This is a genomic window from Mycoplana ramosa, assembly GCF_041930185.1.
GTDB lineage: Bacteria > Pseudomonadota > Alphaproteobacteria > Rhizobiales > Rhizobiaceae > Mycoplana > Mycoplana ramosa.
This window is the reverse complement of the sequence record NZ_JBHEEW010000017.1, coordinates 40,883-63,526: the sequence shown is the minus strand read 5'-3', so window position 1 is coordinate 63,526 and position 22,644 is coordinate 40,883. Positions and strand designations below refer to the sequence as shown.

Sequence of the window (22,644 nt, the reverse complement as noted above, 5' to 3'; positions counted from 1 at the left end):
AGAAAGCCGCCTTTAGGGCGGCTTCGTCGCAGACATGCGGGAGGTAGTGCTCACTTCGGAGCGAGCACCATCATCATCTGGCGGCCTTCCAGCTTGGGTTCGGCCTCGACCTTGGCAATTGCCAGGGTGTCTTCCTTGACCTGCTGTAGGAGCTTCATGCCGAGTTCCTGGTGCGCCATTTCACGGCCGCGGAACTTCAGCGTCACCTTGACCTTGTCGCCTTCCTCGAAGAACCGGTTCATCGCCTTCATCTTCACGTCATAGTCATGCGTGTCGATGTTCGGGCGCATCTTGATTTCCTTGACCTCGACGATCTTCTGTTTTTTGCGCGCTTCCGACGCCTTCTTCTGGTTGGCGTATTTCAGCTTGCCGAGATCGAGGATCTTGCACACCGGCGGGTCGTTGTTGGGGGAAATCTCCACGAGATCGAGGCCGGCGTCTTCCGCCATGCGAAGGGCCTGATCGGTGGGAACGATGCCGTGGTTCGTGCCTTCGGCATCAATGAGCTGAACCCGGGGGATCCGGATTTCTCGGTTGGAACGCGGGCCGTCCTTGACCGGTGCGTCCGTTTTGAAGGGTCTGCGAATGGTCGTATTCTCCTCGAATAGTTTCGGATAGAGATGCAGTTTCTGGAAGGCAACCCTCACCGCCGCGTCACGCGCGAGCGCTGCTCGCGGCAATGTGTTGATCACCGAGCCGATGTCAATAGCATGCCGCGCGGAAAAAATCACCCCTGTCCCGCTTCGGGCGAAATCGTGTAGATCGGGCCTTTCAGAGTGTTCGAGGCGGCCGCGGATGCACCGGCCGCAGCAAGTCGGGAGCATCGCATGAGCCAGAATGAAAGCAACGGCGCGATCGAGACGCTGACGGTCGGCGAGGGCACGGGAAGGCGTGACATCGCCATGATGCTTCTGCCGCCAAGAGACGGCAACACGCTGCCGCACCTTCTCTGGCTCGGCGGGTATCGCTCGGACATGACTGGCACCAAGGCCGTGGAACTGGCGCGCCTCGCTGAGGAGCGCGGCACGGCCTGCATCCGCCTCGATTATTCCGGCCACGGCGCGTCCGGTGGCGCATTCGTCGACGGCACGATCTCGCGATGGCTGGAGGAGGCGCTCGCCGTTGTCGATCATGCGCGCACCAGGCTCGGCAGCCGGCGCCTTGTCATCGTCGGCTCGTCGATGGGGGGATGGCTGGCACTTCGGCTGGCGCAGGAGTTGCGGCAGCGCGGTCGGGAAGGTGACGTCGCCGGCATGGTCCTGATCGCCCCCGCGCCTGATTTCACCTCCGAACTGATCGAGCCGAACCTGACGGAGGACGAACGCGCGTCATTGGCCGCGCGCGGCTTCTTCGAGGAGCCGACGCCCTATGGGCCGGATCCGAACATCTACACCCTCAAGCTGATCGAGGACGGGCGCCGCAACAGGGTGCTCGACGGTGTCATCGATGCGGGATGCCCGATCCACGTGCTGCAGGGCATGAAGGATCCGGACGTTCCCTACACGCATGCGATCCGGTTGATGGAGCACCTTTCCTGCGACGACGCTGTGCTCACGCTCATCCGGGACGGCGATCACCGATTGTCGCGTCCCGAGGACATCGAAAAGCTGCGGGAGGCGGTGTCCCACATCCTGGAGCCGTCCTGACGGTCACCCGGCGCGGCGCATCTTAACCATGTTGTCGCATTGCCAATTATCGTGATTGACTTCCCGCCCCTCAAAAATTTAACGTTTCGTTAACTATCGAGGGGACACCCATGGCGCGAATGATTGGTGCTAAGGCTATTTTTGTGGCATTGACGGCCTTGTTCGTATCGTCTTCCGCTGCACTGACGGCCCCCGCAGCCGCCTTGTCGATGCGCACCGGCGCCGTCACCTCGCAGCCGATCGGCCATTACGAGTTCTGCCAGTCGAACCGTTCGGAGTGTGCCGCAGGCCAGCGCGATCCGGGAGCGGCCAAGGTCACGGCCTTCGGCTGGAAGACCATCCGGGAGATCAATGCAGCGGTCAACCGTGACATTGCGCCGATGACCGACAAGGAACTGTTCGGTACCGACGAGCATTGGACCTACCCCGACGGCGCCGGCGACTGCGAGGATTTCGTGCTCCTGAAGCGTCGCAAGCTGATCGAGCAGGGTTTCGCTCCCGCCGACCTCCTCATCACCGTTGTTCGCAAGCCGGACGGCGAAGGGCACGCGGTCTTGACCTTGCGCACGACGCAGGGCGATTTCATCCTCGACAATCTTGAGAATGACGTCAGGCATTGGACCGAGACGCCCTACCGCTATCTGAAGCGTCAGGCCTCGTTCCATCCGGGGCGCTGGGTCTCGATCGAAAACGGCGACGCGGTCATGGTGTCGTCGGTCGGCAAGTAAGCGGCGACCCGTGCCGGTCCGTGAGGCGGACCGGCTTCCGCCCCGCGCCAATCCTACGCATTGCCGATCAGAACGCCGCAGGCAAAGACAAGGCTGCCGCCGAGGACGACCTGGGTTGCCGCCCGCCAGAATGGCGTCTCCATGTAGCGGTTCTGGATGAAGGCGATGGTCCAGAGTTCAACGAAAACGATCGCGACGGCGAGGCCGGTCGCGAGGCCGAAATGCGGAATCAGGTAGGGCAATGCGTGGCCGAGGCCGCCGATCGCGGTCATGATGCCGGAGGCAAAGCCGCGCTTGACCGGCGAGCCCCGCCCCGAAATCTTGCCGTCGTCATGGGCCGCCTCGGTGAACCCCATCGAGATCCCGGCGCCGACAGAGGCCGAGAGCCCCACCAGAAAGGTCTGCCAGGTGTCCTGCGTGGCGAAGGCGGCCGCGAAGATCGGCGCGAGCGTCGAGACCGAACCGTCCATTAGGCCGGCCAGGCCCGGCTGCACGTAGGTCAGGATGAACTGACGGCGCTCGACATGCGCCTCCTCGGAGAAGGCGGCCTTGCCTTCGTCGCTTTCTTCAAGAAGGCGCGCCTTGCTTTCGTGCCCCTTCTCCGCCATCGCGAGATCGCCGAGCAGCTTGCGGGTCGACGCATCCGTCGCGCGCGCCGCCGCTTCGAGATAGAAGCGGTGTGCCGCCTCCTCCATCGCCCTGACGTTGGCGCGAACCGTCTCAACCGGCATTCGCGCAACCAGCCAGTCGGGTTTGCGCTTCGGGAAGTCTCTGATGTACTCGCGCCGGACCAGTGGAATAGTGTCGCCGAACCGCGTCACATGCATGTCGATCAGCCTGCGCCGGTGCTCGTTCTCCTCCTTGGCCATGGCGTCCAGCATGCTCGCCGTATGCGGAAACCTGTCGCGCAGGCCATTCGCATAAGCCAGGTAGATGCGAGCGTCATCCTCTTCCGCCGATATGGCCAGGGCCAGAATTTCCTGTTCGCTGAGTGATTCGAGGGTCCGTTTGGCGGGACTGAAAAGGCGGGTGATCATTGCGAGCCCATTAATTTAGAATAATTCTAAATCTAGGACTCGCAATCGCACCGGTCAATCCGGCGTTGCCGTATTTTTTTTGAATGACGTCACAACGCCGCCAGGCCCTTTGCCGCGCGCCGCCGTGCGGCCGAAAGCCCCTTGAAGATCGCCGAGCCCACGTCGGCTTCGATCATCGCGGTTAGGCCGGCGGCCGTCGTTCCCTGGTAGTCCAGAAACACATCGACAAGCTCGGCGGGCGTTGTCTCCGATTGGGCCATCAGGACGCCGGCGCCCATGAAGAGCTGGCGCACGGCGGCGACCGCCGTGTCCGGGGCGATGCCTGCGCCGATCGCATGGCGGATCATCGCATCGGCAAACAGCGCCGGGAACGCAGGCCCCGAACCGGTTAACGCGGTGAAGTAGTCGAGTTGCGCCTCCTCGGTGATCCCATGCGCCCGACCGGAGGCAGAAAAGAAGCGAAAGACAAAATGCGCTTCGTCGTCTGACACGCTGTCGGTGGCAAACCAGGGCGTGAAGGAGAGCCGCTGCTCGGCGCAGGCATTAGGCATGGCGCGTACGATCCGCCTGGCACCGAAGCTGCGCGCCAGCACATCCATAGTGACACCGGCGACGACGGAAATGACCAGCTTCCCGGAAAGGTCGAGCGAAAGCTCGGCAAGATCGTTCGGCCGAACGCAGAGCATGACGATATCGGAGGCCGCCACAAGCTCGGCATTATCGGTCGTCGCCCGGATGCGCGGCCAAGCGTCGAAGCCCGACATGTCACCCGAACGGGAGGAGAGGATCAAACGCTCCGGGCGGATGATGCCATCGGCAAGCGCGGGCCGCAACAACGCCCCCGCCAGCCAGCCCCCGCCGCCAATGACGCCGATCGTCCGCATCAGCACCTCAGACCCATTCACCGGCGCGCATCACCGGCGACCGGCCGCCGTCGGCCCTGATGCCGTCGATGTCGATCTGGCCGGAGCCGATCATCCAGTCGATATGGATCAGGCTCGAGTTGCCGCCCTGCGCCTGGATCTGCTGCTGGGACAGGTCCGCCCCGCCGACGAAGCACTTGGAATAGCATTGCCCCAGCGCGATGTGGCAGGCGGCGTTCTCGTCGAAGAGCGTGTTGTAGAACAGAAGTCCGCTCGCCGAGATCGGTGAGGAATGCGGCACCAGCGCCACTTCGCCGAGGCGGCGCGCGCCTTCGTCGGTGTCGAGCACCTTCGCCAGGACCGCTTCGCCCTTCGCCGCGTGCGCCTCGACGATGCGGCCCGCCTCGAAGCGGACGCGGATGTCGTCGATCAGCGTGCCCTGGTGCGAAAGCGGCTTGGTGCTCGAGACATGACCCTCGACCCGCAGCGCATGCGGTGTCGTGAACACTTCCTCGGTGGGAATGTTGGGGTTGCAGGTGACGCCGTTCTTGGCGACCGAGGCGCCGCCATGCCATTCGTGACCGTCAGCAAGGCCCACCGTCAGGTCGGTGCCGGGACCCCGGAAGTGAAGGGCTGCAAAGCGCTCGCCGTTCAGCCAGGCCGAGCGGCTGTGCAGATTGGCGTTGTGCGCCGCCCAGGCGCCGACAGGGTCTGCGACATCGACCCGTGACGCGGCGAAGATCGCATTGGCGAGTTTCTCGACCGCCACCTCTTCCGGGGCGTCCGGAAACACCTGCATCGCCCAGGACGGGCTCGGATAGGAAATGATGTTCCAGTTTATGTCGAAATTGGCGATCTTCTCGAGTGCGGGCTTGTAGGCGAGAGAGTTGGCCTTGTTGGCGCGCGCCACCTTGGCCGGATCCTCCGAGGACAACAGCATCGGGTTGTCGCCGGCGATCGCAAGGCGTGCGGCGCCATTGGAGTAGGCCTTCGCCATGCCCTCATAGAGCCAGCCCGCCGCCCGGTCGAAGCTTTCATCCGGCGCGTGGCGATAGCGTGCAAGCGTCGCTTCCTCATCGGCGTAGAAGGTGCTGACAAGGCCGGCGCCGGACATGTAGGCGTGCTTGGTGATGAGGCGCACGAGCGGCAGCGCGGCAATCGGCGCGGTGATCACCAGGTCTTGCCCCTTCTGCAGCTGGAGGCCGACCTTGACAGCCACCTCAGCGAGCTTTTCCAGCTTGACGGGGTCGACCGGGGTGATTGCGTTGCGAAGCGGTGCGTTCATCGGTTTTCCTGCTGTTTTCGGTTTCGTTGCCCTCTTGTAGGACGGAATTGTGCAAAACAGAAGGTCGGCGATGAAGGCGCACCGGCGCACCATTGACAGGCCGGCGGTGAGACGACGCGACCGTCGGATGTCACCGCACCGATCGCGCCATCGGGCGGTTGCCTGGCGCAGCAAGCAGGATCGCGTCATGCTTGTGCAAGAAGGCCATGAGCCTTTCAGGGTAGTCGGCGGCGACCGCAGCCTTGACGCTCGCACGCGCCGCAAGGCCGCGCCGCCAGGCAATGACGCGCGCCAGTCCATCGAAAATGCCGTGGTCGATGATTGCATCGAAGACATCGAAATACCGGAAGATCGGCGCGAAGACGGCGTCGACGATGCTAAAATGCTGCCCGGCGAAGAAGGGGCCGTCCTGCAGCTCCGCTTCGATCTGCGCAAATTTCGTGGCGAGGGATTGCCGCTTCGTCGCGAAGGCCCGCGCGTCCGTGGTGGTCTCCAGCACCCAGATATCAGCAAGAATGGACGAACCGAATTCCATCCAGCCGCGGTGACGTGCCCGAACGAAAGGGTCGGCTGGATGCAGCCGCGGCCCTGGCAACGCCTCATCGATAAATTCGCAGATCGCCGCGCTTTCAAAAAGCACCCGGCTCCCACTGGCGCCGTCGATCCGCAAGAGCGGAACCTTGCCGAGTGGGGAGATGTCGAGAAACCAGTCGGGCTTGGCCGACAGATCGATACTGACACGCTCGAACTTGGCGCCCTTTTCCATCAACGCAATCGCCGCGCGCTGAACATACGGGCACAAATGATGGCTGATGAGGGTGAATGTGCTTTCGATCATCATGTGCTCCCTTGAAGTGGGTCAGTGTGCAGGGACGCCGGCCAGTTTGGGTGAGGGCCGAAGGGCGAACGCGCCGTCGCCGAGCAGGGCTTGGGCGATCGACGCAGCGATCAGGAACAGCGGATACTCCCAACCGCCGCCCGGCGCGGTGAAAACCCAGCCATTGGCGCCATGGGCCCAGATGATCGCCCCGGCCAGCGCCGGCACCAGCGAGAGCACGACCGCGCGCGTGTAGATGCCGAGCACCAGCATGACGCCTCCGGCAGCTTCCGCCGCGAATGTGAGATAGGCCAGCCACGCCGGCAGGCCGATCGAGGAGAAATAGCCCGCCGTGCCATCGAGACCGTAGGTGAGCAGTTTCAGCAAGATGCTGTGGGCCAGGTACATGGCGCCGAGGCTCACGCGCAGCAGCGCCGTGCCGTAGCCTGTCAGTGTGTGCTGTTGCATATCGTATCTCCGCATTATAGATGCATCTGCATATAACTCCGCTTGCGCACGGCGTCAAGATAGATGTAATTGCATTTATGCCCCAGAGAACAAGCCCGCCCCCCACACCCTCCGTCGAAATCACCCGTGCCTGGATCGAACTGATGCGCGCGCAGCGAAGCCTGGTCGCGGCCATGGAGAAAGACCTGCGCGTCGCAGACCAGCCACCGCTGGGATGGTACGACGTTCTCTGGGAGCTGGATCGCGCTACCGACGGACGGCTGCGTCCCTACGAAATCGAGGAACGCACACTGCTTGCGCAGTACAATCTCTCGCGCCTGATTGATCGGCTTGAAAAGGAGGGATTGGTCAGGCGGGAGACCTTCGATCAGGATGGCCGTGGCCGCTGGGTGGTGATCACCGAAAAAGGCCGCGCTGTCCGCGCCGACATGTGGAGCGTCTACGGCCGATCCATACAGGCGCACATCGGTGAAAAGCTCGACAAGGCTGAGGCGGCGACGCTGGCAGCGCTCCTTTTGCGGCTGCGGTAAAAAACGAACTTCGGCGTCCGCGCCTGTGCCGGAAAGCGGAGCCCGTTTCGAACAAAGACATGCAAAAGAACAAGAATCTGAAGCGTTGCAGGGATTTGGAAGGGCGCAACGCGCTTCAGGCCACCACCGGCGCAGCAATCGCCTTCAGCGCATCGCGCGCGTCCATGGGGGAGAGCCGCACCTGCAGACCCCGCTGGCCGCCGTTGATGTAGACGTTCGCATGCGCCAAAGCCTGCTCCTCGATCGCGGTCGGAACGGGTTTGCGCTGCCCGAAGGGACTGATTCCGCCGACGTGATAGCCCGTCAGCCGTTCCGCGTCGGCCGGTCTCATCATGCTTGCCGACTTGCCGCCGAAAGCTGCGGCCAGCTTCTTCATGCTGACCTCGCAGTTGGAGGGCACGATCACGCAGACAGCTCTGCCATCGACTTCCGCCATCAAGGTCTTCAACACCCGGTCCGGCGTCTCCCCAAGGGCGGCTGCAGCCTGCAGACCCACCTTCTCGGCCAATGGATCATAATCATAGGCGTGGACGGAGAACGATACACCGGCCTTGGCCAGTGCCTGGGTCGCGCGGGTCGTCTTTGACATCTTCGGGCCGATGGGCTGGTTGCTGAACGGGTCCATCGGTCGCATGAGCGCCCCGAGACTGTCAATTGATCCAGCCGGCGTCAGGCGCCGAGAACTACGCCCGGCACTCTCAGGCCCGATGTCGCGAGGACGCCGTCGCTGAGATCTCGAACGGCCGGAACTCCTGCTCAGTCACCGCGATGTGCCGAAATGTTGCGTGCTGCGGTATCGGGCGGCCGCCTCCGTCCTGTTATGGACGCCGAGCTTGCGAATGATGTTGTGCAGATGGATCTTGACCGTGTGCTCGGAGAGGCCGAATTCTGCGGCAATCAGCTTGTTTTGCAGGCCGCGGGAGACCATTTCGAGGATCTGTAGCTCCCGGGCGGTCAGTTCGGTCCTGTCGGTCCGTCGTTGCCCTTGCCCTTGCTGCGAGCCGTAAGGTGCGAGGTGGGGCAAGCTGGTGTCGCCCGAGCGCGTTTGAAAGATCGACTCCGGCGGCAGGTATTCGCCGCCACACAACATCAGCCGTATGATCGACAGCCAGACATCGAGCCGCAGATCCATCGGCAAGACACTGCGGATGAGCGGCGAGTCGACGACGGCGGCAAGCGAGGTCGCCGGGGGTCGGTCATAGGGCTCGATGACCGCGGTCAAGGCGTGGGGGTGGATCCGCATCAGCAGCGCCGAGGCCGCTTCGGCCTCCCGCATCATTGCGGCGTCGACCAGGATCAAGGCAACGGGATGGGAGAACTCGCGGCACGCGGCGCCGACATGCTCCAGCTGTTCGACAACCACCCACGGAAATTCCCGCTCGACCGCGTCGATGAGACGCTTCGACACACTTCCCGTGTTCGTCAGGATCAGCATGACCCGCCGCGGCTCAGGCCCGCCCCTGACACCAGCCGCGCCAACTCCCGCATCGGCGTAATCGTTCCCGTCCAAAAGCACCATGTCCTTCACCCGCGCGGCTCGATCGGCCGGCAATCGTCACTGCCGGCGGAGCGGACGCACTCGCGACCACCCGCAGAACCTTACCGCACGTCGAAAATGACCGCGACGGCGCAAAAGGATTGAGTCATGGGTCGAAGGGCAAAGTCCATGGAAAGGACGTGCGAGTGCGCTCATCCGAACGAATTAGGCGTTGGCCGCACCTACCGCCCAACTAGGGAGCCGAGGCGGATTGCGCATCCGCCTCGGCTATGCCGGCACCGACCATCGATCTGACAGGAGCCGTGACAAGCGCCGGAATGCCGATCCGGTTAGGCCTGCCATGTACACCTTCACCAAAATTGATGAAGCGCTGGCGGGATCCTTCCCCTTCTCAATATTTCAATAATTTGCACACTGAACCTTGCGGCCGTGCGGCATCGGCAAGCCGCGTCGCCGCTGTCATGCCGTCCCGACGTTACAGGTTGGAGAGATTACATGCTCGCCACGTTCTGGCATTGCTGTAGACCGCTGCGGGTTGGGCTGGTGGTTGTGACGGTTTTTGCCCTGGCCGGCGTCGGCGCAGCCCCCGCAGCCCTCGCGGCCAGGATTGTCCCGCAGACGAAAATCAAGCTGAGCATCGTCCAGTGGATGCCGACGAAGGGTGTTTACGAAAGCTGGGGTGCACTTGGTGGCGAGTTCCAGGTCTCCGGGGAGGGCACGCTATCATTGCCCGTTCTTGGCGTCGTACAGGTCGGCGACCTGGATGAAGCCGGGCTCGCAGCCGAAATCGCCACCAAGCTTCAGGCCAAAATCGGCTTGGTCGAAAGGCCGGAAGCGTCGATAACGATCGTCGAATACCCGCCCATTTATGTGGTCGGCAATGTGGCGGCACCGGGAGAGTACAAGTTTCGCCCTGGATTGTCCGTTCTCCAGTCGCTGGCAATGGCCGGCGGCGAGTACCGGCCGACCGACGGACTGATCGGTTCGCGCGGTCAGGCCGAGCTTGGCGGCGAGTTGCGGGAGCTCGACGATTCGATCCTGCGCAGCACGATCAAACTCGCTCGGCTCGAAGCCGAGATGGCCGATGCCAAGGACTTTCATTTCGAACTGCCGCCGGACCAGAACACCGCGCTGGCCGCCGCCACACTCAATCAGGAAAAGCAGATCTTTGCGACGCGGGCTGCCGTCGTGGCCCGCCAGTCCCGTTCTTACGCGGAGTTGCGCCAACTCATGTCCCAGGAGATCGATACGCTGGAAAAGAAGATCGCCGGCAATGACGAGGATATCGATTCCGTCCGAAAGGAACTCACGACGGTAAAGCCCATGGTCGAACGCGGCGTTCTCCTGCCGTCACGGCAGACCGATCTGGAACGGACGCTGCGAAGCTATCAGGGTTCGAGGCTCGACATGGTCACGGCCATCATGCGGGCGCGCCAGAACATCGCCGAGGCGACGCGCAACCTTGAAGGTCTCGCGGACAACCGCAACGCCGATGTCGCCGCCCAGCTCCAGACGGAAAAGGGGATCCTGAAACAATTGCAGCTGCGGCGTGACACGAGGCGGAAACTGCTGCTTGGCGGTGAGCCCGCCGACCTTGCCTCCACCGTCGCGGTCGCGCCCACCTACACGGTTTCACGGCGCGTCGACGGCAAGATCGAAGAGTTTCCGGCGACCGAGACAACCGAACTGCAGCCGGGTGACGTCGTCCGCGTGTTCCGCCCGGCCGCGAAACCCACTGAAGAGACTAGCGCCACGGCGGACGGAACGCGCGCGGATCAGGCCAGCCAATGACACGGCCGAAGTCGGATCTGGCTCGGATGCCCGCCGGACGAAACCCACGAGAGGGATGGCAGCGATGAAGGGAATCATACTGGCGGGGGGGAGCGGCACGCGCCTCTATCCCCTTACCATCGCGGTATCGAAGCAGATCCTGCCGATTTACGACAAGCCGATGATCTACTACCCGCTGAGCGTCCTGATGCTGACGGGCATTCGCGACATCCTGGTCATCTCGACCCCGCGCGACCTTCCCTGCTTCCAGGCCCTGCTCGGCGACGGTTCAGACTTCGGCTTGAACGTGTCCTATGCCAGGCAACCGCATCCGAACGGGCTGGCCGAGGCCTTCATCATCGGTCGCCAGTTCATCGGGCGGGACAACGTCGCGATGATCCTCGGCGACAATATCTTCTTTGGCCATGGCTTGCCCGCCATCTGCCGACAGGCGGCGGCGCGCAGGAGCGGCGCCTCCGTCTTCGCCTATCACGTCGACGATCCGGAGCGCTACGGCGTCGTCAGCTTCGACAAGGCGACCGGCAGAGCGATCGCGATCGAGGAAAAACCGGCCGTCGCGAAGTCGAATTGGGCCGTGACCGGACTGTATTTCTACGACAACGATGTCGTTGATATCGCCCGCTCGATCGAACCGTCCGCGCGCGGCGAACTGGAGATCACCGATGTCAACAACATCTATCTTGCCCGCGGCGACCTGAATGTGTGCCAGCTCGGGCGCGGCTATGCCTGGTTGGATACGGGCACCTACGACAGCCTGCAGGACGCATCGTCCTTCGTGCGCACGGTCGAGCGGCGTCAAGGGGTTCAGATCGCCTGCCCCGAGGAGATCGCGCTTGAAAATGGCTGGCTCGGGCCGGAGGCAGTCCGGCAGCGCGCCGGCCTCCTCGGCAAGACCGCCTATGCCGACTATCTGCTTCGACTGGTTGAGGAGCGCGTCGGATGAGTCTTGAGATCCGGCCGCTGGCACTGGACGGTCTGCTGGAGATTCGGCCGCGAAAATTCGGTGACGACCGCGGCTTCTTTTCCGAAACCTGGAACGCGCAGAAGCTCTCGGACCTGGGCATCGACCTGCAGTTCATGCAGGACAACCATTCCTATTCCGCCGCCCGCGGCATCGTGCGCGGCCTGCATTACCAGTTGTCGCCCTATGCCCAGGACAAGCTGATCCGGGTGGTTCGCGGCGCGATCTTCGATGTCGCCGTTGACGTCCGCAAGGGCTCGCCGACCTTCGGCAAATGGTGCGGCATCCGTATCTCCGCGGCCGACTGGAACCAGCTTCTCATGCCCAAGGGCTTCGCGCACGGCTACCTCACCCTCGAGCCGGAAACCGAAGTGATCTACAAGGTCACCAACCCATATTCTCCGTCCCACGAACGGACGATCCGCTACGACGACGAGGATATCGGCATCGAATGGCCGCTTCCGGCCTCGCAGGTCCAGCTTTCCGAAAAGGATCGCAGCGCCCCGCCGCTGGCGCGGGCGGAACCCTTCGTCGCGTCGCAGGAGCCGGAGGCATGAGCGCTCCATCCGCCGCAGGATCCACCATCATTGAACACGGCCCAGCCGTGCAGGCGGTGAACTGCGGGGCGACGAACTTCGCGCACGTCCGCAACAACGCCTGCAGCGATCGCTCGGGCAGACGGGCTGCCGGACGATGAAGATCCTGGTGACGGGCACGCGCGGTCAACTGGTGACGAGCCTGGTCGAGCTCGCCGCCGACATGCCCGACGTCAGCCTGGTCCGCGTCGGACGTCCCGGCTTCGATCTGTTGGATCCCTCGTCGGTTCGCCGCGCCATCCTCGCCGCGAAACCCGACATCGTCGTCTCGGCTGCCGCGTATACGGCCGTCGACCGGGCGGAGGACGAACGGGATCAGGCCTACCAGGTCAACGTCGTCGGGGCAGCTTGCGTCGCGGAGGCCGCAGCGGCGCTGCGGGTGCCCGTCATCCATGTCTCCACCGATTACGTCTTCTCCGGTGAATCGGCCCATTCCTACCGGGAGGGCGACGAGGCCGAACCAAAGACCGTCTACGGCTACACCAAGCTCAGAGGCGAACATGCGGTTGCAAGTGCCAACCCTCGCCACATTATCCTGCGAACCAGTTGGGTTTACAGTCCGTTTGGCACCAATTTCGTCCGGACGATGCTGAGACTTGCCGCGGAGCGTCGCGTGATCGCGGTCGTGGCCGACCAGTGGGGCAATCCGACGAGCGCGCTGGACCTTGCAGCCGCCATTCTGCTTGTCGCCACCCATCCCGCCCGAGACCGGTACGGCATCTATCACGTCGCGGGGGAGGGGGAGACAAATTGGGCTGGTCTTGCCCGCCATGTCTTTCGCGCCAGCGCCGATCTCGGCGGCCCCAGCGCCGAAGTCAAGGACATTGCGACGACCGAATACCGGACCAAAGCCCGGCGACCGCTGAACTCGCGCCTCTGCTGCGACCGGTTCGAGCGGACATTTGGCTGGCGCGCGCCGCCCTGGCAGCTGAGCACCGACGTGGTCGTGCGGCGCATTCTGGAGACCGACTACCGCAACCAGTCTCAAGGGACGGGCGCCTGAACCGGACGTCCGAGCGATCATGGCATCACAGGAATCCCCGGCGGAAGGGCAGTCTTACTTCCAGATCCTCCGATCGATGGCGATGATCGGCGGCTCGTCGATGGTCAACGTCGGTTTCTCCATCGTCCGCAACAAGGCGATGGCTGTCCTGCTCGGGCCCGCAGGCGTCGGTCAGATGGGCCTCTACACCTCCATCGTTGACCTGGCCCAGGCGCTTGCCGGCGTCGGGGTCCAGGCCAGCGGCGTTCGCCAGATCGCCGAAGCCGCCGGTACCGGCGATGCCGACCGGATCGCCCGCACGGCAACCGCCCTTCGTCGAACGTCGGTCGTGCTCGGGGTGATCGGCGCGCTGCTGCTTGCCGCCCTCGCGCGCCCGGTCGCAAACCTGACCTTCGGCGACTTCCAGCATACGGCGGGCGTGACGATGCTCTCGCTCGCGATCTTCTTCCAGTTGATCGCCGGCGGACAGCTCGCGCTGGTGCAGGGGATGCGGGATATCGCGAACCTTGCATGGATCAACGTGCTGTCGGGGTTTTGCGCTACCGTCGCGACGATCGCCCTCGTCTACGTGTTCGGGACCGCTGGCATCGCGCCTTCGATCGTCGTCTCGGCCTTCGCGATGCTGTGCATATCGTGGTGGTTCAGCCGACGCCTGCAGGTGGCCCGGCCGGCCATGTCGACACGCGGCCTTGGCGAGGAAATCGCCTCGCTCATGAAGCTCGGCTTCGTCTTCATGACGAGCAGCCTGTTGATGTTCGGCGCCTCGTACACCATCCGCCTGATCGTGCTGCACAACGACGGCGTTGCTGCCGCGGGCCTGTATCAGGCGGCCTGGGCATTGGGCGGGCTCTATGCCGGCTTCATCCTGCAGGCGATGGGCGCGGACTTCTATCCGCGGCTGACGGCGATCGCCACCGATCACGTTGCCTGCAACCGCCTTGTCAACGAACAGACACAGATCAGCCTTCTGCTGGCCGGCCCCGGCGTCATAGCCACGTTGACGCTCGCGCCGCTGGCCATGTGGTTGTTCTATTCCCCGGAGTTCCATCCCGCCGCCGCGATCCTGCGCTGGATCTGCCTCGGCATGATGCTGCGGATCGTTTCATGGCCGATGGGGTTCATCATGCTGGCAAAGGGGACCCGCGCGGTCTTTTTCTGGGCGGAGGTCGCCGCGACATTCGTGCACGTCGGGCTGGCCTGGCTGCTGGTCGCGTATGTCGGGCCGATAGGCGCCGGGATGGCCTTTTTCGGCCTGTACGTCTGGCACACCGGTCTCGTCTATGTCGTTGCCCGCCGCCTGACGGATTTTCGCTGGTCCTCCGCCAACTACAGGCTTGGCATCATCTTCCTCGCCGCGGCAGGTTTCGTGTTTCTGGCCACGCTGATCCTGCCCGCGTGGCAGGCGATGACGCTCGGCGGCCTGGCGACCCTCTTGAGCAGCTATTACTCGCTGAGGAGCCTGTTCAGCCTGCTGCCGGCAAGTGCCTTGCCCTTGCCGATCCGCGCATTCTCACGATCGCCCTGACGCCGTCGACCTCTGCGACAGCAGGGGTGCGTGCGGCGGAATGTGAGAATGAGAAAAAATGTCCAGCGGATGCCGGACGCAGCGGGTGCAAGATTGGTTCGCGCTTTCGGAAGGCGGGCTCAGTGCGCTTGGCCGGCCTTCAGCGGCCGGGAACCAAGGGTCTCGACCGCGTCCTGCAGCGCGTCGACGACCGTCAGCACGTCGGTGTCCGTCATCTGCGAAAACAGCGGCAGGATGATCGCGTTTTCCTGCGCCGCCACGCTGCGCGCCAAGGATCCCGCCACGCGATGCGTATGATCGCCTGCGTAGGCCTTCTCGCGGTGGATCGTCATCACGCCGCGCCGGGTGGAGATGCCGCGGTCGAGGAGCAACTGCATCGCATCCCGTTGATCGAGCCATTGCGGCAAGCGGACGCAATAGCTCTGCCAGTTGGTGCGCGCCCACGATGGTTCCACGGGCGCCTCCAAACCGGCAATCTGGCCAATTTGCTGGCGGTACCGCTCGGCCAGCCGCCGTCTTTCCGCAATGAAGCCCGGCAACCGGTGCAATTGGATCCGCCCGATCGCGGCCTGAAGGTCCGTCATGCGGTAGTTGTAGCCAAGTTCGGGGTAACTCTCGAAGATCACCCGCTTGGAGCCGTGCCGGACGGTGTCGGGAACGCTCATTCCGTGCTGGCGCCAAAGGCGAAACTTCGCGTCATACTCGGAATTGCCGGTCGTTAGCATGCCGCCGTCGCCGGTGGTGAGAAGCTTGCGCGGGTGGAACGAGAAGCAGGCGATATCGGCGCGCGGCTTGCCGATCTTCTCCCATTGCCCGTCCCACAGGATTTCGCTGCCCGATGCACAGGCCGCATCCTCCACGACCGGGATCGAGAAACGTTTGCCGATGGCAACGATGCTGGCGAGATCGCAGGGCATGCCCATCTGGTGAACGCACAGGATCGCTTTTGTCCGGGGGGTGATGGCGTCCGCGATCAGGGTCGGGTCGATATTGAAGCCACCCGCCTCGATGTCGACGAAGACCGGCAGCGCGCCGCAGTAACGGATGGCGTTGGCCGTGGCGATAAAGGAGTGGCTGACGGTGATGACCTCGTCGCCTGCGCCCACGCCCACGGCTTGCAACGCCAGGTGAAGCGCGGTCGTGCAGTTGGATACGGCGCAGGCGTGCCTGGCGCCCACGAAAGCGGCGAACTCGGATTCGAACGCTTCGACCTCCGGCCCTTGTGTCAGCCACCCGGACAACACGACGCGTCGGACGGCCTCCGTCTCCTGCTCGTCCAGAAAGGGTCTGGCGACCGGAATCTGCGTGCCTGTCGGGGTCATGCCGCTTCTCCTCCGTCCGCCAGGGCCTTTTCCTGCCGCCACCAGGAGACCAACTCGCGCAGCCCGTCTTCCAGGGATATCTGCGTTCTGAAGCCGAGGAGACGTTCCGCCTTGCTCGTATCGGCAAGCCTTCGTGTCACCGCATTGACCTTTCGGGCTGGTTGGAATTGCGGCTCGCAAGCTCCCCCCATGACGCGGGACAGCATCCGCGCCAGGTCGCGCAGGCTGGTCTCGCTGCCGCTGGCCACATTGAAGACTTCGTCCGTCACATCGGACTTTGCCGCAAGCACGTTGGCGCGGGCGATGTCACGGACATGCACGAAGTCCATCGTCTGCAGCCCGTCGCCGTGGATGATCGGCGGCAGACCGGCGGCAATCCTTTCCATCCAGCGGATCATCACTTCCGTATAGGCGCCGTAGGCGTCCATTCGCGGGCCGTAGACGTTGAAGTAGCGCAATGCGACATAGCGCAGGCCATACATCTCCGCGAAGCTGCGAAGCAGCCCCTCGTTGAAGGTCTTGGCCGCTCCGTAGATCGTGCGGTTGTTATACGGGTGGTGAGCTTCCGTCGTCGGAAAGCTCTCGGCAAGACCGAGCACGGATGCCGACGAGGCCGCGACCACCTTCGATACCCCTGCCTTGACCGCCGCCTCGAGCACATCGAAGGTGCCGGCCGCCAGCACGTCGAAGGCCAGCCGCGCATCTTCCGCACATTGGGTGATGCGGATGGCGGCCTGATGAAAGACGACATCGACGCCCGCGAACAGTTCCGCCAGCAACGCGCGGTCGCGAATATCGCCGTCGATGATCGTCAGCGGCAGGATCGATGCCGCCTGCGCCAGGTTTTCGCGGCGGCCGCGAACGAAATTGTCGAGGATCAGGATTTCCCGCGGCCGCTCCAGGGCGACAAGATCGGCAATGTGAGAACCGATCAGACCGGCGCCGCCGGTGATCAGAATCCGTTGGTCTTTCATGGCCCACTCCCCGAATTCATGGTGTTGCCGCCGTCGAGTCGGAATCCTTCCTCCAGCGCAGGAACCTTGCCGGCACACCCGCCACCACCGAGAAGGGCTCGACGTCGTTCACGACCACCGCTCCGGCCCCGACAATGGCGCCCTTGCCGATCCGCACACCCGGAAGGAGTGTGGCGTTCGCCCCGATGTCGGCCCACGCGCCGACGCGCACCGGCCGGATTTCCAGATCGGTCGCGATGATGGGCAGGTCGTGCGGGACACCGGTGTGGGTGGAGCCCACAATCTTGGCGCCCGGGCCCCATCCGACATAGTCCTCGAGAACGAGATCTCGCGCATCGAGATAGGCCTGCGGCCCGATCCAGACCTTGTTGCCGATGACGCAGGTTCCGTCATGGCGGCCCTGAAGGTAGGTCTGGGTGTCGATATGCACGCCGTGACCGATCTCAAAGGTCTCGGGATGCTTGAAGGCGGCGCCGCTGGCGACCCGCAGGTCGGTGCCGCACTGGCGCGCAAGCGCCTGCCAGATGACCTTGCGCATCAGGCCGTCGACGAATCCCGTTCCCGTCGAAAATCGACCGTAGAGTTCGATCAGGCCAGCCGGCCCGTAAATCGCCTTGAGCTCTTCGGCCAGTTGATGGTGGTAGGGCGGATCGTCGATCCGGTCGCTCTTGCCATGCACTGCCCGTACGAGTCTTGGGAGGGATTTGAGATCAACCGACATAGGCGTCTTGCTCCACTGCCGAGACGACGCGCGCAATCGCCTTCGCCGACAGCTCGGGATACATCGGAAGCGACAGCATTTCGTGAGCAGCGGCCTCGGAGACCGGAAAATCGCCGACCCGATGGCCCAGGTCTGCATGCGCCTTCTGCAAATGGGCCGGTATCGGATAGTGGAGGCCGAACTGGATGCCGTCGGCCTGAAGCGAACGCTGCACGGCGGCGCGATCCCGGCACCTGACGGCGTAGATGTGATAGACGTGACGCCGGTCGGCCTGCTCGACGAGGGGGCGGACGGCGGTCGAGCCGGCGAACATCGACGAATAGCGAGCGGCATGCTCCCGGCGCGCCCGTGTCCAGGCCTCCAGATGCCTCAATTTGACGCGCAGGATGGCACCCTGGATGCCATCCATGCGGTAGTTGAACCCCTTCATTACATGATGATAGCGCTGCTCCTGGCCCCAGTCGCGGAGCATGCGCATGGTCTTGGCATGTTCATCGTTGCTGGTGACAACCATGCCGCCCTCGCCGCACGCTCCGAGGTTCTTGCCCGGATAGAAGCTGAAGCAACCGGACACCCCAACACTGCCCGCGCGACGTCCCTTGTACTCGGCTCCATGCGCCTGGCATGCGTCCTCGATCACCGCCAAACCGTGGCGCTCGGCGATGGCATTGATCGCATCCATCTCCGCCATCTGGCCATAGAGATGAACCGGCATGATGGCCTTGGTTCGTGGCGTGATCACCGCTTCGATCCGGGACGGGTCCATCGTCAGCGTGACCGGCTCGACGTCCACGAACACCGGCCGTGCACCGGTGTAACAGATCGCCGACACGGTCGCGACGAACGTGAGGGGCACGGTTATGACCTCGTCGCCCGGTCCGATGCCGGCGGCAAGCAGCGCCAGATGCAGGGCACTTGTGCCGGTGTTTACCGCGATCGCGTGCCGGGTCTCGCAATAGTCGGCAAATTCCTGCTCGAGGCGCGCCACCTCGTCACCCAACACGTATTGTCCTGAGGCGAGCACGTCGAGGACCGCACGGTCGATCTCCGGCTTGATCGCGGCATATTGCGCTTTCAGGTCCAGGAAAGGGATCATGCGATCATCCTTGCCGGCTCGAGGTCCACCACCCGCCCGCGTTGGGCGAGCGATTGGGTCGCGGCTTCCAGGATGCGAACGACGCGCAAGCCCGCAAGACCGTCCGTGGTCGGCTGACTGTCGTGTTCGATGCAAGAAACGAACTGGCGCAATTCGCGCCCGAGCGCTTCGGTCATGTCCAGTTGCGGCGCATACATGTCGCCGGTGCGATAACCGACCAGCATCTGGTACACGTCGCCGTTGCCGGTCCCGCCGTTCAGCGTGATGCCCTTGTCGTAGACCTTGATCTTCTCGCTCGGCTCCAGGTCGTCATAGACGATCATCTTGCTGCTGCCGCCGATCAGCGTCCGGCGCACCTTGACCGGGGCGAGCCAATTGACGTGGACATGCGCGATCAGCTTGCTTTCAAAAAACAGATTGAGATAGGCGATGTTTTCCGGCTCGCCGACGACATGGCTCATGCCGGTCGCCGAAACGGCGATCGGCTTTTCCCGCAGCACATAGTCCATGATGGACAGGTCGTGCACGGCCAGATCCCAGACCACGCTGACGTCGTGCTGGAACAGTCCCAGGTTCACCCGGACGGAGTCGTAGTAGTACATGTCGCCGAGACCATCCTCGACGATCTCGCGCATCTTGCGAACCGCGCCGGTGTGCACAAAGGTATGGTCGACGGCAAGCTTGAGGCCGCGGCGGTTGGCCTCATCGACCAGGCGGCGCGCCTCCTCGGACGTCGCGGCCATGGGTTTTTCGACAAACACGTGCCGTCCCGCCATCAGAGCCTTCATGGCGATCTTGAAGTGGGTCGAAACCGGCGTGGCGATCGCGACCGCATCCACGCGCGGGTCGCGCAGGACCTCGTCGATATCGTCGGTGACCGCCACCGTCGGATAGCGAGCCTCGACGGGGGCAAGCCGATCCTTTCGCAGGTCGCACACATAGATGAGGCGGGCATCGGGGATGTCCGCGATGTTGCGGACCAGATTCGGTCCCCAGTATCCATAACCGATCACAGCAATGCCGATCATACCGTTCTCCTGGAGGAAGGGAGCTCGAGCGGTGCGTCCTTGGCGCGGCCGATCTCCCTCGCCGGGACGCCCGCAACAACCGCATAGTCGGGCACGTCCCTGGTCACGACGGCGCCGGCACCGACTTGCGCACCCGTGCCGACCGTCACGCCGGCCCGGATTGTGGCGTTGCTGCCGATGGAGGCGCCACGCCTGACGAGCGTCGGGATCATCTGCCAGTCGCGATCGGACTGCAGGCTTCCGTCGGGGTTGATCGCGCGCGGATGGAGGTCGTTGGTAAACATGACGCCATGGCCGATGAAGACCCCGTCTTCCAGCGTCACGCCCTCGCAAATGAAGGAATGGCTGGAGATCTTGCAGTTCTGCCCGATCACGGCGTTTTTCTGGATTTCCACGAATGTCCCGACGCGCGAACCGGCGCCGATTGTGCAGCCATAGAGGTTCACCAGTTCAGGGTGATGTATCACGACACCCTCTCCCAGCGTGACGCTAGATGCAATCATGTCGTGCAGGACCCCACTATCCAGATTGACGCAGATCTCGAAAGAGATTTCGCGATAATGATCGTGTCCGAATTGTCTTGTTTGTCGGTTCTGCCCCCGATCTTCTTTGCGATTCAGGAGAGTTCTTTTCGCCAAATCCGTAAAGGAAAAAAATGACGTACGGCCGTGTCCTAAAGAGGTACCGCGGGAAATGGCTGCCTGCCATCGGCCGCATTTGTCTAAACACTTTGTTCTAGTGGACGCGAGGGGGCCGCTCGGTCAGCCTTATGCGGTCTCAACGCGGCCGGCGTATCGCCATGGCTTGCGCTCAGCTCCAGCAGGACGAACGGCATGAAGGTTCTGATTTTCGGACATCGTCTTGAGGTCGGCGGCACCCAGGTCAATGCGATCGAGCTCAGTGCATATCTGCGTGACGCATGCGGCCATCAGGTGAGCTATTTCGCAAGCGCCGGCCCAATGCAGGATCTGCTGGATAGTGCCGGCATCAATTTCCTTCCTTTGCCCGACACAAAGTCGCATCCGTCGGTGGCGCGCATGCGGGTCATCGACGAGATCATACGGTTGGAGCGGCCGGACGTCGTCCACGTCTGGGACTGGCCCCAATGGCTGGACGCCTTCCTTGGGATACAGCTGTACCGCAAGGTTCCCGTCGTGGTGACCTGTATGTCGATGGTGGTGCCAAGCCTGTTGCCAAAGAGGGCGTTGACCACCTTCGGGACACCCGATCTCGTCAATCAGGCGCGTGCTGCGGGCTTTCGACGCGCGGAACTGATCGTTCCGCCCGTCGATGTCCGGCTCAACGCGCCCGACGTCATCGATCCGACCGCGTTCCGCAAGCAATTTGGCATCGCCGAGCAGGATGTGCTGGTGGTCACGGTGAGCCGACTGACGGACTGGATGAAGTCGGAAAGCATCCGAAGAACGATGGACGCGGTGCGCGCGCTCGGGTCGGACCCCCGCCTTCGCTTTGCGATCGTCGGTGACGGCACCGCCAGGAGCGATCTGGAAGGGTATGCCAGGGGGGTGAACGCAGAGCTTGGACGCGAAGCGATTATCTTCTCGGGGGCCTTGCTGGATCCTCGCCCCGGCTATGCGGCCGCGGACATTGTCGTGGGAATGGGCGGATCGGCGATGCGCGGCATGGCCTTCTCCAAGCCCGTGATCGTGGTCGGCGAACATGGGTTTGCGGATCTCTTCTCGCCGGAAACGGAAGAGTATTTCACCTTCAACGGCATGTATGGCCTTGGCGACGGGGATCCGAGCAACAAGCACCTGACGGCTGCCTTGAAGCGTCTGCTCGAGTCGCCAGAGGAGAGGCGGTCGCTTGGCGATTTTGCCCGCCAATATGTCGAGCGGCACTATTCCATCGACACGATCGGGCAGAAACTGAACGAGCTACTGGAGACGGCGGCGCAGTCTCCGGTGCGCCTTCGCCATGTCGTCCACGACGCGGTCCGAACCGCCTCGCTGGCGGTTGCTGGACGGCTGGCCCGAAGGCATTGACCGGCAAGATCGCGTCCGGCTCCGCTTGTAGAAAAAACCCGCCGAAACATCGGCGGGCTTGCCAGCGTGTCTCCCGGATGCGGGATGAGCGCTCAATGCGCGCCGGACATGTCGCCCAGCACTTCTTTCGAGGCGACGGTGGAGTCCGGATTCAGCTTGTAGACCATGGGAACGCCGGTCGCGAGGTTGAGGTTCAGCACCTGCTCCTTGCTCAGCCGGTCAAGAACCATGACGAGGGCGCGCAGCGAGTTGCCGTGGGCCGCGACCAGGACTTTCTCCCCCCGCAGGACCCGCGGCAGGATATCCGTCAGGTAGTAGGGCCAGACGCGCGCGCCGGTGTCGCGCAGGCTTTCGCCGCCCGGCGGCGGAACGTCGTAGGAGCGGCGCCAGACATGCACCTGGTCCTCGCCCCACTTCTGGCGGGCGTCGTCCTTGTTGAGGCCGGAAAGATCGCCATAGTCGCGCTCGTTGAGCGCCTGGTCGCGGATCGTTTCAAGCTCTGGCTGGCCGACATTGTCGAGAATGATCTGGCAGGTTTTCTGCGCCCGCGACAGGTCGGACGTGTAGGCGATATCGAACTTGATGCCGTAGTCGGCAAGCGCCTTGCCGCCGGCATTGGCCTCCTCGACGCCGAGCGGGGTGAGGTCCGGATCACGCCAGCCGGTGAAGAGGTTCTTCAGGTTCCATTCGCTCTGGCCGTGGCGAACAAGGACAAGGGTTCCGCTCATAAGGTCTTTGCTCCTCGAGGA

At 63.5% G+C, this 22,644-nt stretch carries 24 protein-coding genes; 9 read left to right on the top strand and 15 right to left on the bottom strand.

Annotated features, from left to right (window positions below; all coding sequences use genetic code 11):
- Window positions 1–50: 50 nt before the first annotated feature.
- Window positions 51–587, bottom strand: a complete 537-nt coding sequence (gene infC, locus JNC62_RS19310; RefSeq protein ID WP_374841028.1) for a translation initiation factor IF-3 — start codon at window positions 585–587, stop codon at window positions 51–53.
- A 240-nt stretch (window positions 588–827) separates the two neighbouring features.
- Between infC and JNC62_RS19305 the strand changes: the two genes are divergently transcribed.
- Both JNC62_RS19305 and JNC62_RS19300 read left to right on the top strand, forming a co-directional pair.
- Window positions 828–1,646 carry an alpha/beta hydrolase gene (locus tag JNC62_RS19305; protein ID WP_374840915.1) on the top strand — a complete coding sequence of 273 codons (819 nt, stop codon included), beginning with the start codon at window positions 828–830 and terminating at the stop codon, window positions 1,644–1,646.
- 110 nt (window positions 1,647–1,756) lie between these two features.
- The gene (locus JNC62_RS19300) at window positions 1,757–2,374 is read left to right on the top strand and encodes a transglutaminase-like cysteine peptidase (protein WP_374840914.1); all 618 of its coding nucleotides are present in this window, start codon (window positions 1,757–1,759) and stop codon (window positions 2,372–2,374) included.
- 53 nt (window positions 2,375–2,427) lie between these two features.
- Here the strand turns inward: JNC62_RS19300 and mbfA are convergent, their stop codons facing one another.
- From mbfA to JNC62_RS19275, 5 genes are all read right to left on the bottom strand, one after another.
- On the bottom strand, window positions 2,428–3,411 hold the full coding sequence (mbfA, locus tag JNC62_RS19295; protein ID WP_374840912.1) for an iron exporter MbfA: 984 nt from the start codon (window positions 3,409–3,411) through the stop codon (window positions 2,428–2,430).
- Window positions 3,412–3,500: 89 nt separating this feature from the next.
- Window positions 3,501–4,295: a pyrroline-5-carboxylate reductase family protein gene (locus JNC62_RS19290; RefSeq protein ID WP_374840910.1), complete on the bottom strand. Its 795-nt coding sequence runs from the start codon at window positions 4,293–4,295 to the stop codon at window positions 3,501–3,503.
- 7 nt (window positions 4,296–4,302) lie between these two features.
- Entirely contained in the window at window positions 4,303–5,559 is a 1,257-nt protein-coding gene (locus JNC62_RS19285) for an aminopeptidase (RefSeq protein ID WP_374840908.1), read from the bottom strand.
- A 130-nt stretch (window positions 5,560–5,689) separates the two neighbouring features.
- A complete protein-coding gene (locus JNC62_RS19280; protein ID WP_374841026.1) occupies window positions 5,690–6,397 on the bottom strand; it encodes a glutathione S-transferase family protein in 708 nt (235 codons plus the stop codon).
- 21 nt (window positions 6,398–6,418) lie between these two features.
- A complete protein-coding gene (locus JNC62_RS19275) occupies window positions 6,419–6,844 on the bottom strand; it encodes a DoxX family protein (RefSeq protein WP_374840906.1) in 426 nt (141 codons plus the stop codon).
- A 20-nt stretch (window positions 6,845–6,864) separates the two neighbouring features.
- Between JNC62_RS19275 and JNC62_RS19270 the strand changes: the two genes are divergently transcribed.
- A complete protein-coding gene (locus JNC62_RS19270; RefSeq protein WP_374840904.1) occupies window positions 6,865–7,374 on the top strand; it encodes a MarR family winged helix-turn-helix transcriptional regulator in 510 nt (169 codons plus the stop codon).
- A gap of 115 nt (window positions 7,375–7,489) precedes the next feature.
- Here JNC62_RS19270 and ybaK read toward each other — a convergent pair whose 3' ends face one another.
- Both ybaK and JNC62_RS19260 read right to left on the bottom strand, forming a co-directional pair.
- Window positions 7,490–7,963 carry a Cys-tRNA(Pro) deacylase gene (ybaK, locus tag JNC62_RS19265; RefSeq protein WP_374841024.1) on the bottom strand — a complete coding sequence of 158 codons (474 nt, stop codon included), beginning with the start codon at window positions 7,961–7,963 and terminating at the stop codon, window positions 7,490–7,492.
- Between the two features lie 171 nt (window positions 7,964–8,134).
- Window positions 8,135–8,893 carry a helix-turn-helix transcriptional regulator gene (locus JNC62_RS19260; protein WP_374840902.1) on the bottom strand — a complete coding sequence of 253 codons (759 nt, stop codon included), beginning with the start codon at window positions 8,891–8,893 and terminating at the stop codon, window positions 8,135–8,137.
- Between the two features lie 474 nt (window positions 8,894–9,367).
- Between JNC62_RS19260 and JNC62_RS19255 the strand changes: the two genes are divergently transcribed.
- The 5 genes from JNC62_RS19255 to JNC62_RS19235 all read left to right on the top strand — a co-directional run bounded on the left by JNC62_RS19255 (window position 9,368) and on the right by JNC62_RS19235 (window position 14,748).
- Entirely contained in the window at window positions 9,368–10,663 is a 1,296-nt protein-coding gene (locus tag JNC62_RS19255) for a polysaccharide biosynthesis/export family protein (RefSeq protein WP_374840900.1), read from the top strand.
- A gap of 64 nt (window positions 10,664–10,727) precedes the next feature.
- Entirely contained in the window at window positions 10,728–11,606 is an 879-nt protein-coding gene (gene rfbA, locus JNC62_RS19250; RefSeq protein ID WP_374840898.1) for a glucose-1-phosphate thymidylyltransferase RfbA, read from the top strand.
- Window positions 11,603–12,181: a dTDP-4-dehydrorhamnose 3,5-epimerase gene (gene rfbC, locus JNC62_RS19245; RefSeq protein WP_374840896.1), complete on the top strand. Its 579-nt coding sequence runs from the start codon at window positions 11,603–11,605 to the stop codon at window positions 12,179–12,181. Before rfbA ends, rfbC begins: the two co-directional genes overlap by 4 nt.
- Window positions 12,182–12,317: 136 nt before the next feature.
- Window positions 12,318–13,223, top strand: a complete 906-nt coding sequence (gene rfbD / locus JNC62_RS19240) for a dTDP-4-dehydrorhamnose reductase (protein WP_374840894.1) — start codon at window positions 12,318–12,320, stop codon at window positions 13,221–13,223.
- 19 nt (window positions 13,224–13,242) lie between these two features.
- Window positions 13,243–14,748: an O-antigen translocase gene (locus JNC62_RS19235; RefSeq protein ID WP_374840892.1), complete on the top strand. Its 1,506-nt coding sequence runs from the start codon at window positions 13,243–13,245 to the stop codon at window positions 14,746–14,748.
- Between the two features lie 119 nt (window positions 14,749–14,867).
- Here JNC62_RS19235 and JNC62_RS19230 read toward each other — a convergent pair whose 3' ends face one another.
- The 6 genes from JNC62_RS19230 to JNC62_RS19205 are packed head-to-tail and all read right to left on the bottom strand — an operon-like array spanning window position 14,868 to window position 20,392.
- Entirely contained in the window at window positions 14,868–16,070 is a 1,203-nt protein-coding gene (locus JNC62_RS19230; protein WP_374840890.1) for a DegT/DnrJ/EryC1/StrS family aminotransferase, read from the bottom strand.
- Window positions 16,067–17,044 carry an NAD-dependent epimerase/dehydratase family protein gene (locus JNC62_RS19225; protein WP_374840888.1) on the bottom strand — a complete coding sequence of 326 codons (978 nt, stop codon included), beginning with the start codon at window positions 17,042–17,044 and terminating at the stop codon, window positions 16,067–16,069. The genes JNC62_RS19230 and JNC62_RS19225 overlap by 4 nt, the downstream gene beginning before the upstream one ends.
- A gap of 16 nt (window positions 17,045–17,060) precedes the next feature.
- Window positions 17,061–17,765, bottom strand: coding sequence for an acyltransferase (locus tag JNC62_RS19220; protein ID WP_374840887.1), 705 nt, complete (start codon window positions 17,763–17,765; stop codon window positions 17,061–17,063).
- On the bottom strand, window positions 17,755–18,861 hold the full coding sequence (locus JNC62_RS19215; protein ID WP_374840885.1) for a DegT/DnrJ/EryC1/StrS family aminotransferase: 1,107 nt from the start codon (window positions 18,859–18,861) through the stop codon (window positions 17,755–17,757). Before JNC62_RS19215 ends, JNC62_RS19220 begins: the two co-directional genes overlap by 11 nt.
- Window positions 18,858–19,889, bottom strand: a complete 1,032-nt coding sequence (locus JNC62_RS19210; protein ID WP_374840883.1) for a Gfo/Idh/MocA family protein — start codon at window positions 19,887–19,889, stop codon at window positions 18,858–18,860. The genes JNC62_RS19215 and JNC62_RS19210 overlap by 4 nt, the downstream gene beginning before the upstream one ends.
- Window positions 19,886–20,392, bottom strand: a complete 507-nt coding sequence (locus tag JNC62_RS19205; protein ID WP_374840881.1) for an acyltransferase — start codon at window positions 20,390–20,392, stop codon at window positions 19,886–19,888. Before JNC62_RS19205 ends, JNC62_RS19210 begins: the two co-directional genes overlap by 4 nt.
- Before the next feature lie 330 nt (window positions 20,393–20,722).
- Here JNC62_RS19205 and JNC62_RS19200 point away from each other — a divergent pair, with 330 nt between their 5' ends.
- Entirely contained in the window at window positions 20,723–21,895 is a 1,173-nt protein-coding gene (locus tag JNC62_RS19200; protein WP_374840879.1) for a glycosyltransferase family 4 protein, read from the top strand.
- Between the two features lie 92 nt (window positions 21,896–21,987).
- On the opposite strand, the gene JNC62_RS19195 is transcribed toward JNC62_RS19200, so the two are convergent.
- Window positions 21,988–22,623: a 2,3-bisphosphoglycerate-dependent phosphoglycerate mutase gene (locus tag JNC62_RS19195; RefSeq protein WP_374840877.1), complete on the bottom strand. Its 636-nt coding sequence runs from the start codon at window positions 22,621–22,623 to the stop codon at window positions 21,988–21,990.
- Between the last annotated feature and the right edge of the window lie 21 nt (window positions 22,624–22,644).

Bases quoted from the DNA above. Each gene is read 5' to 3' on its own strand.
- JNC62_RS19300 (WP_374840914.1), top strand. From the start codon at position 1,757: ATGGCGCGAATGATTGGTGCTAAGGCTATTTTTGTGGCATTGACGGCC.
- rfbA (WP_374840898.1), top strand. From the start codon at position 10,728: ATGAAGGGAATCATACTGGCGGGGGGGAGCGGCACGCGCCTCTATCCC.
- JNC62_RS19220 (WP_374840887.1), bottom strand. From the start codon at position 17,765: ATGTCGGTTGATCTCAAATCCCTCCCAAGACTCGTACGGGCAGTGCAT.
- ybaK (WP_374841024.1), bottom strand. From the start codon at position 7,963: ATGTCAAAGACGACCCGCGCGACCCAGGCACTGGCCAAGGCCGGTGTA.
- JNC62_RS19230 (WP_374840890.1), bottom strand. From the start codon at position 16,070: ATGACCCCGACAGGCACGCAGATTCCGGTCGCCAGACCCTTTCTGGAC.
- JNC62_RS19260 (WP_374840902.1), bottom strand. From the start codon at position 8,893: ATGGTGCTTTTGGACGGGAACGATTACGCCGATGCGGGAGTTGGCGCG.
- JNC62_RS19255 (WP_374840900.1), top strand. From the start codon at position 9,368: ATGCTCGCCACGTTCTGGCATTGCTGTAGACCGCTGCGGGTTGGGCTG.
- JNC62_RS19280 (WP_374841026.1), bottom strand. From the start codon at position 6,397: ATGATCGAAAGCACATTCACCCTCATCAGCCATCATTTGTGCCCGTAT.
- JNC62_RS19290 (WP_374840910.1), bottom strand. From the start codon at position 4,295: ATGCGGACGATCGGCGTCATTGGCGGCGGGGGCTGGCTGGCGGGGGCG.
- JNC62_RS19195 (WP_374840877.1), bottom strand. From the start codon at position 22,623: ATGAGCGGAACCCTTGTCCTTGTTCGCCACGGCCAGAGCGAATGGAAC.
- JNC62_RS19235 (WP_374840892.1), top strand. From the start codon at position 13,243: ATGGCATCACAGGAATCCCCGGCGGAAGGGCAGTCTTACTTCCAGATC.
- JNC62_RS19225 (WP_374840888.1), bottom strand. From the start codon at position 17,044: ATGAAAGACCAACGGATTCTGATCACCGGCGGCGCCGGTCTGATCGGT.
- JNC62_RS19205 (WP_374840881.1), bottom strand. From the start codon at position 20,392: ATGATTGCATCTAGCGTCACGCTGGGAGAGGGTGTCGTGATACATCAC.
- rfbC (WP_374840896.1), top strand. From the start codon at position 11,603: ATGAGTCTTGAGATCCGGCCGCTGGCACTGGACGGTCTGCTGGAGATT.
- JNC62_RS19210 (WP_374840883.1), bottom strand. From the start codon at position 19,889: ATGATCGGCATTGCTGTGATCGGTTATGGATACTGGGGACCGAATCTG.
- JNC62_RS19305 (WP_374840915.1), top strand. From the start codon at position 828: ATGAGCCAGAATGAAAGCAACGGCGCGATCGAGACGCTGACGGTCGGC.
- JNC62_RS19270 (WP_374840904.1), top strand. From the start codon at position 6,865: ATGCATCTGCATATAACTCCGCTTGCGCACGGCGTCAAGATAGATGTA.
- mbfA (WP_374840912.1), bottom strand. From the start codon at position 3,411: ATGATCACCCGCCTTTTCAGTCCCGCCAAACGGACCCTCGAATCACTC.
- JNC62_RS19275 (WP_374840906.1), bottom strand. From the start codon at position 6,844: ATGCAACAGCACACACTGACAGGCTACGGCACGGCGCTGCTGCGCGTG.
- rfbD (WP_374840894.1), top strand. From the start codon at position 12,318: ATGAAGATCCTGGTGACGGGCACGCGCGGTCAACTGGTGACGAGCCTG.
- JNC62_RS19285 (WP_374840908.1), bottom strand. From the start codon at position 5,559: ATGAACGCACCGCTTCGCAACGCAATCACCCCGGTCGACCCCGTCAAG.
- JNC62_RS19200 (WP_374840879.1), top strand. From the start codon at position 20,723: ATGAAGGTTCTGATTTTCGGACATCGTCTTGAGGTCGGCGGCACCCAG.
- JNC62_RS19215 (WP_374840885.1), bottom strand. From the start codon at position 18,861: ATGATCCCTTTCCTGGACCTGAAAGCGCAATATGCCGCGATCAAGCCG.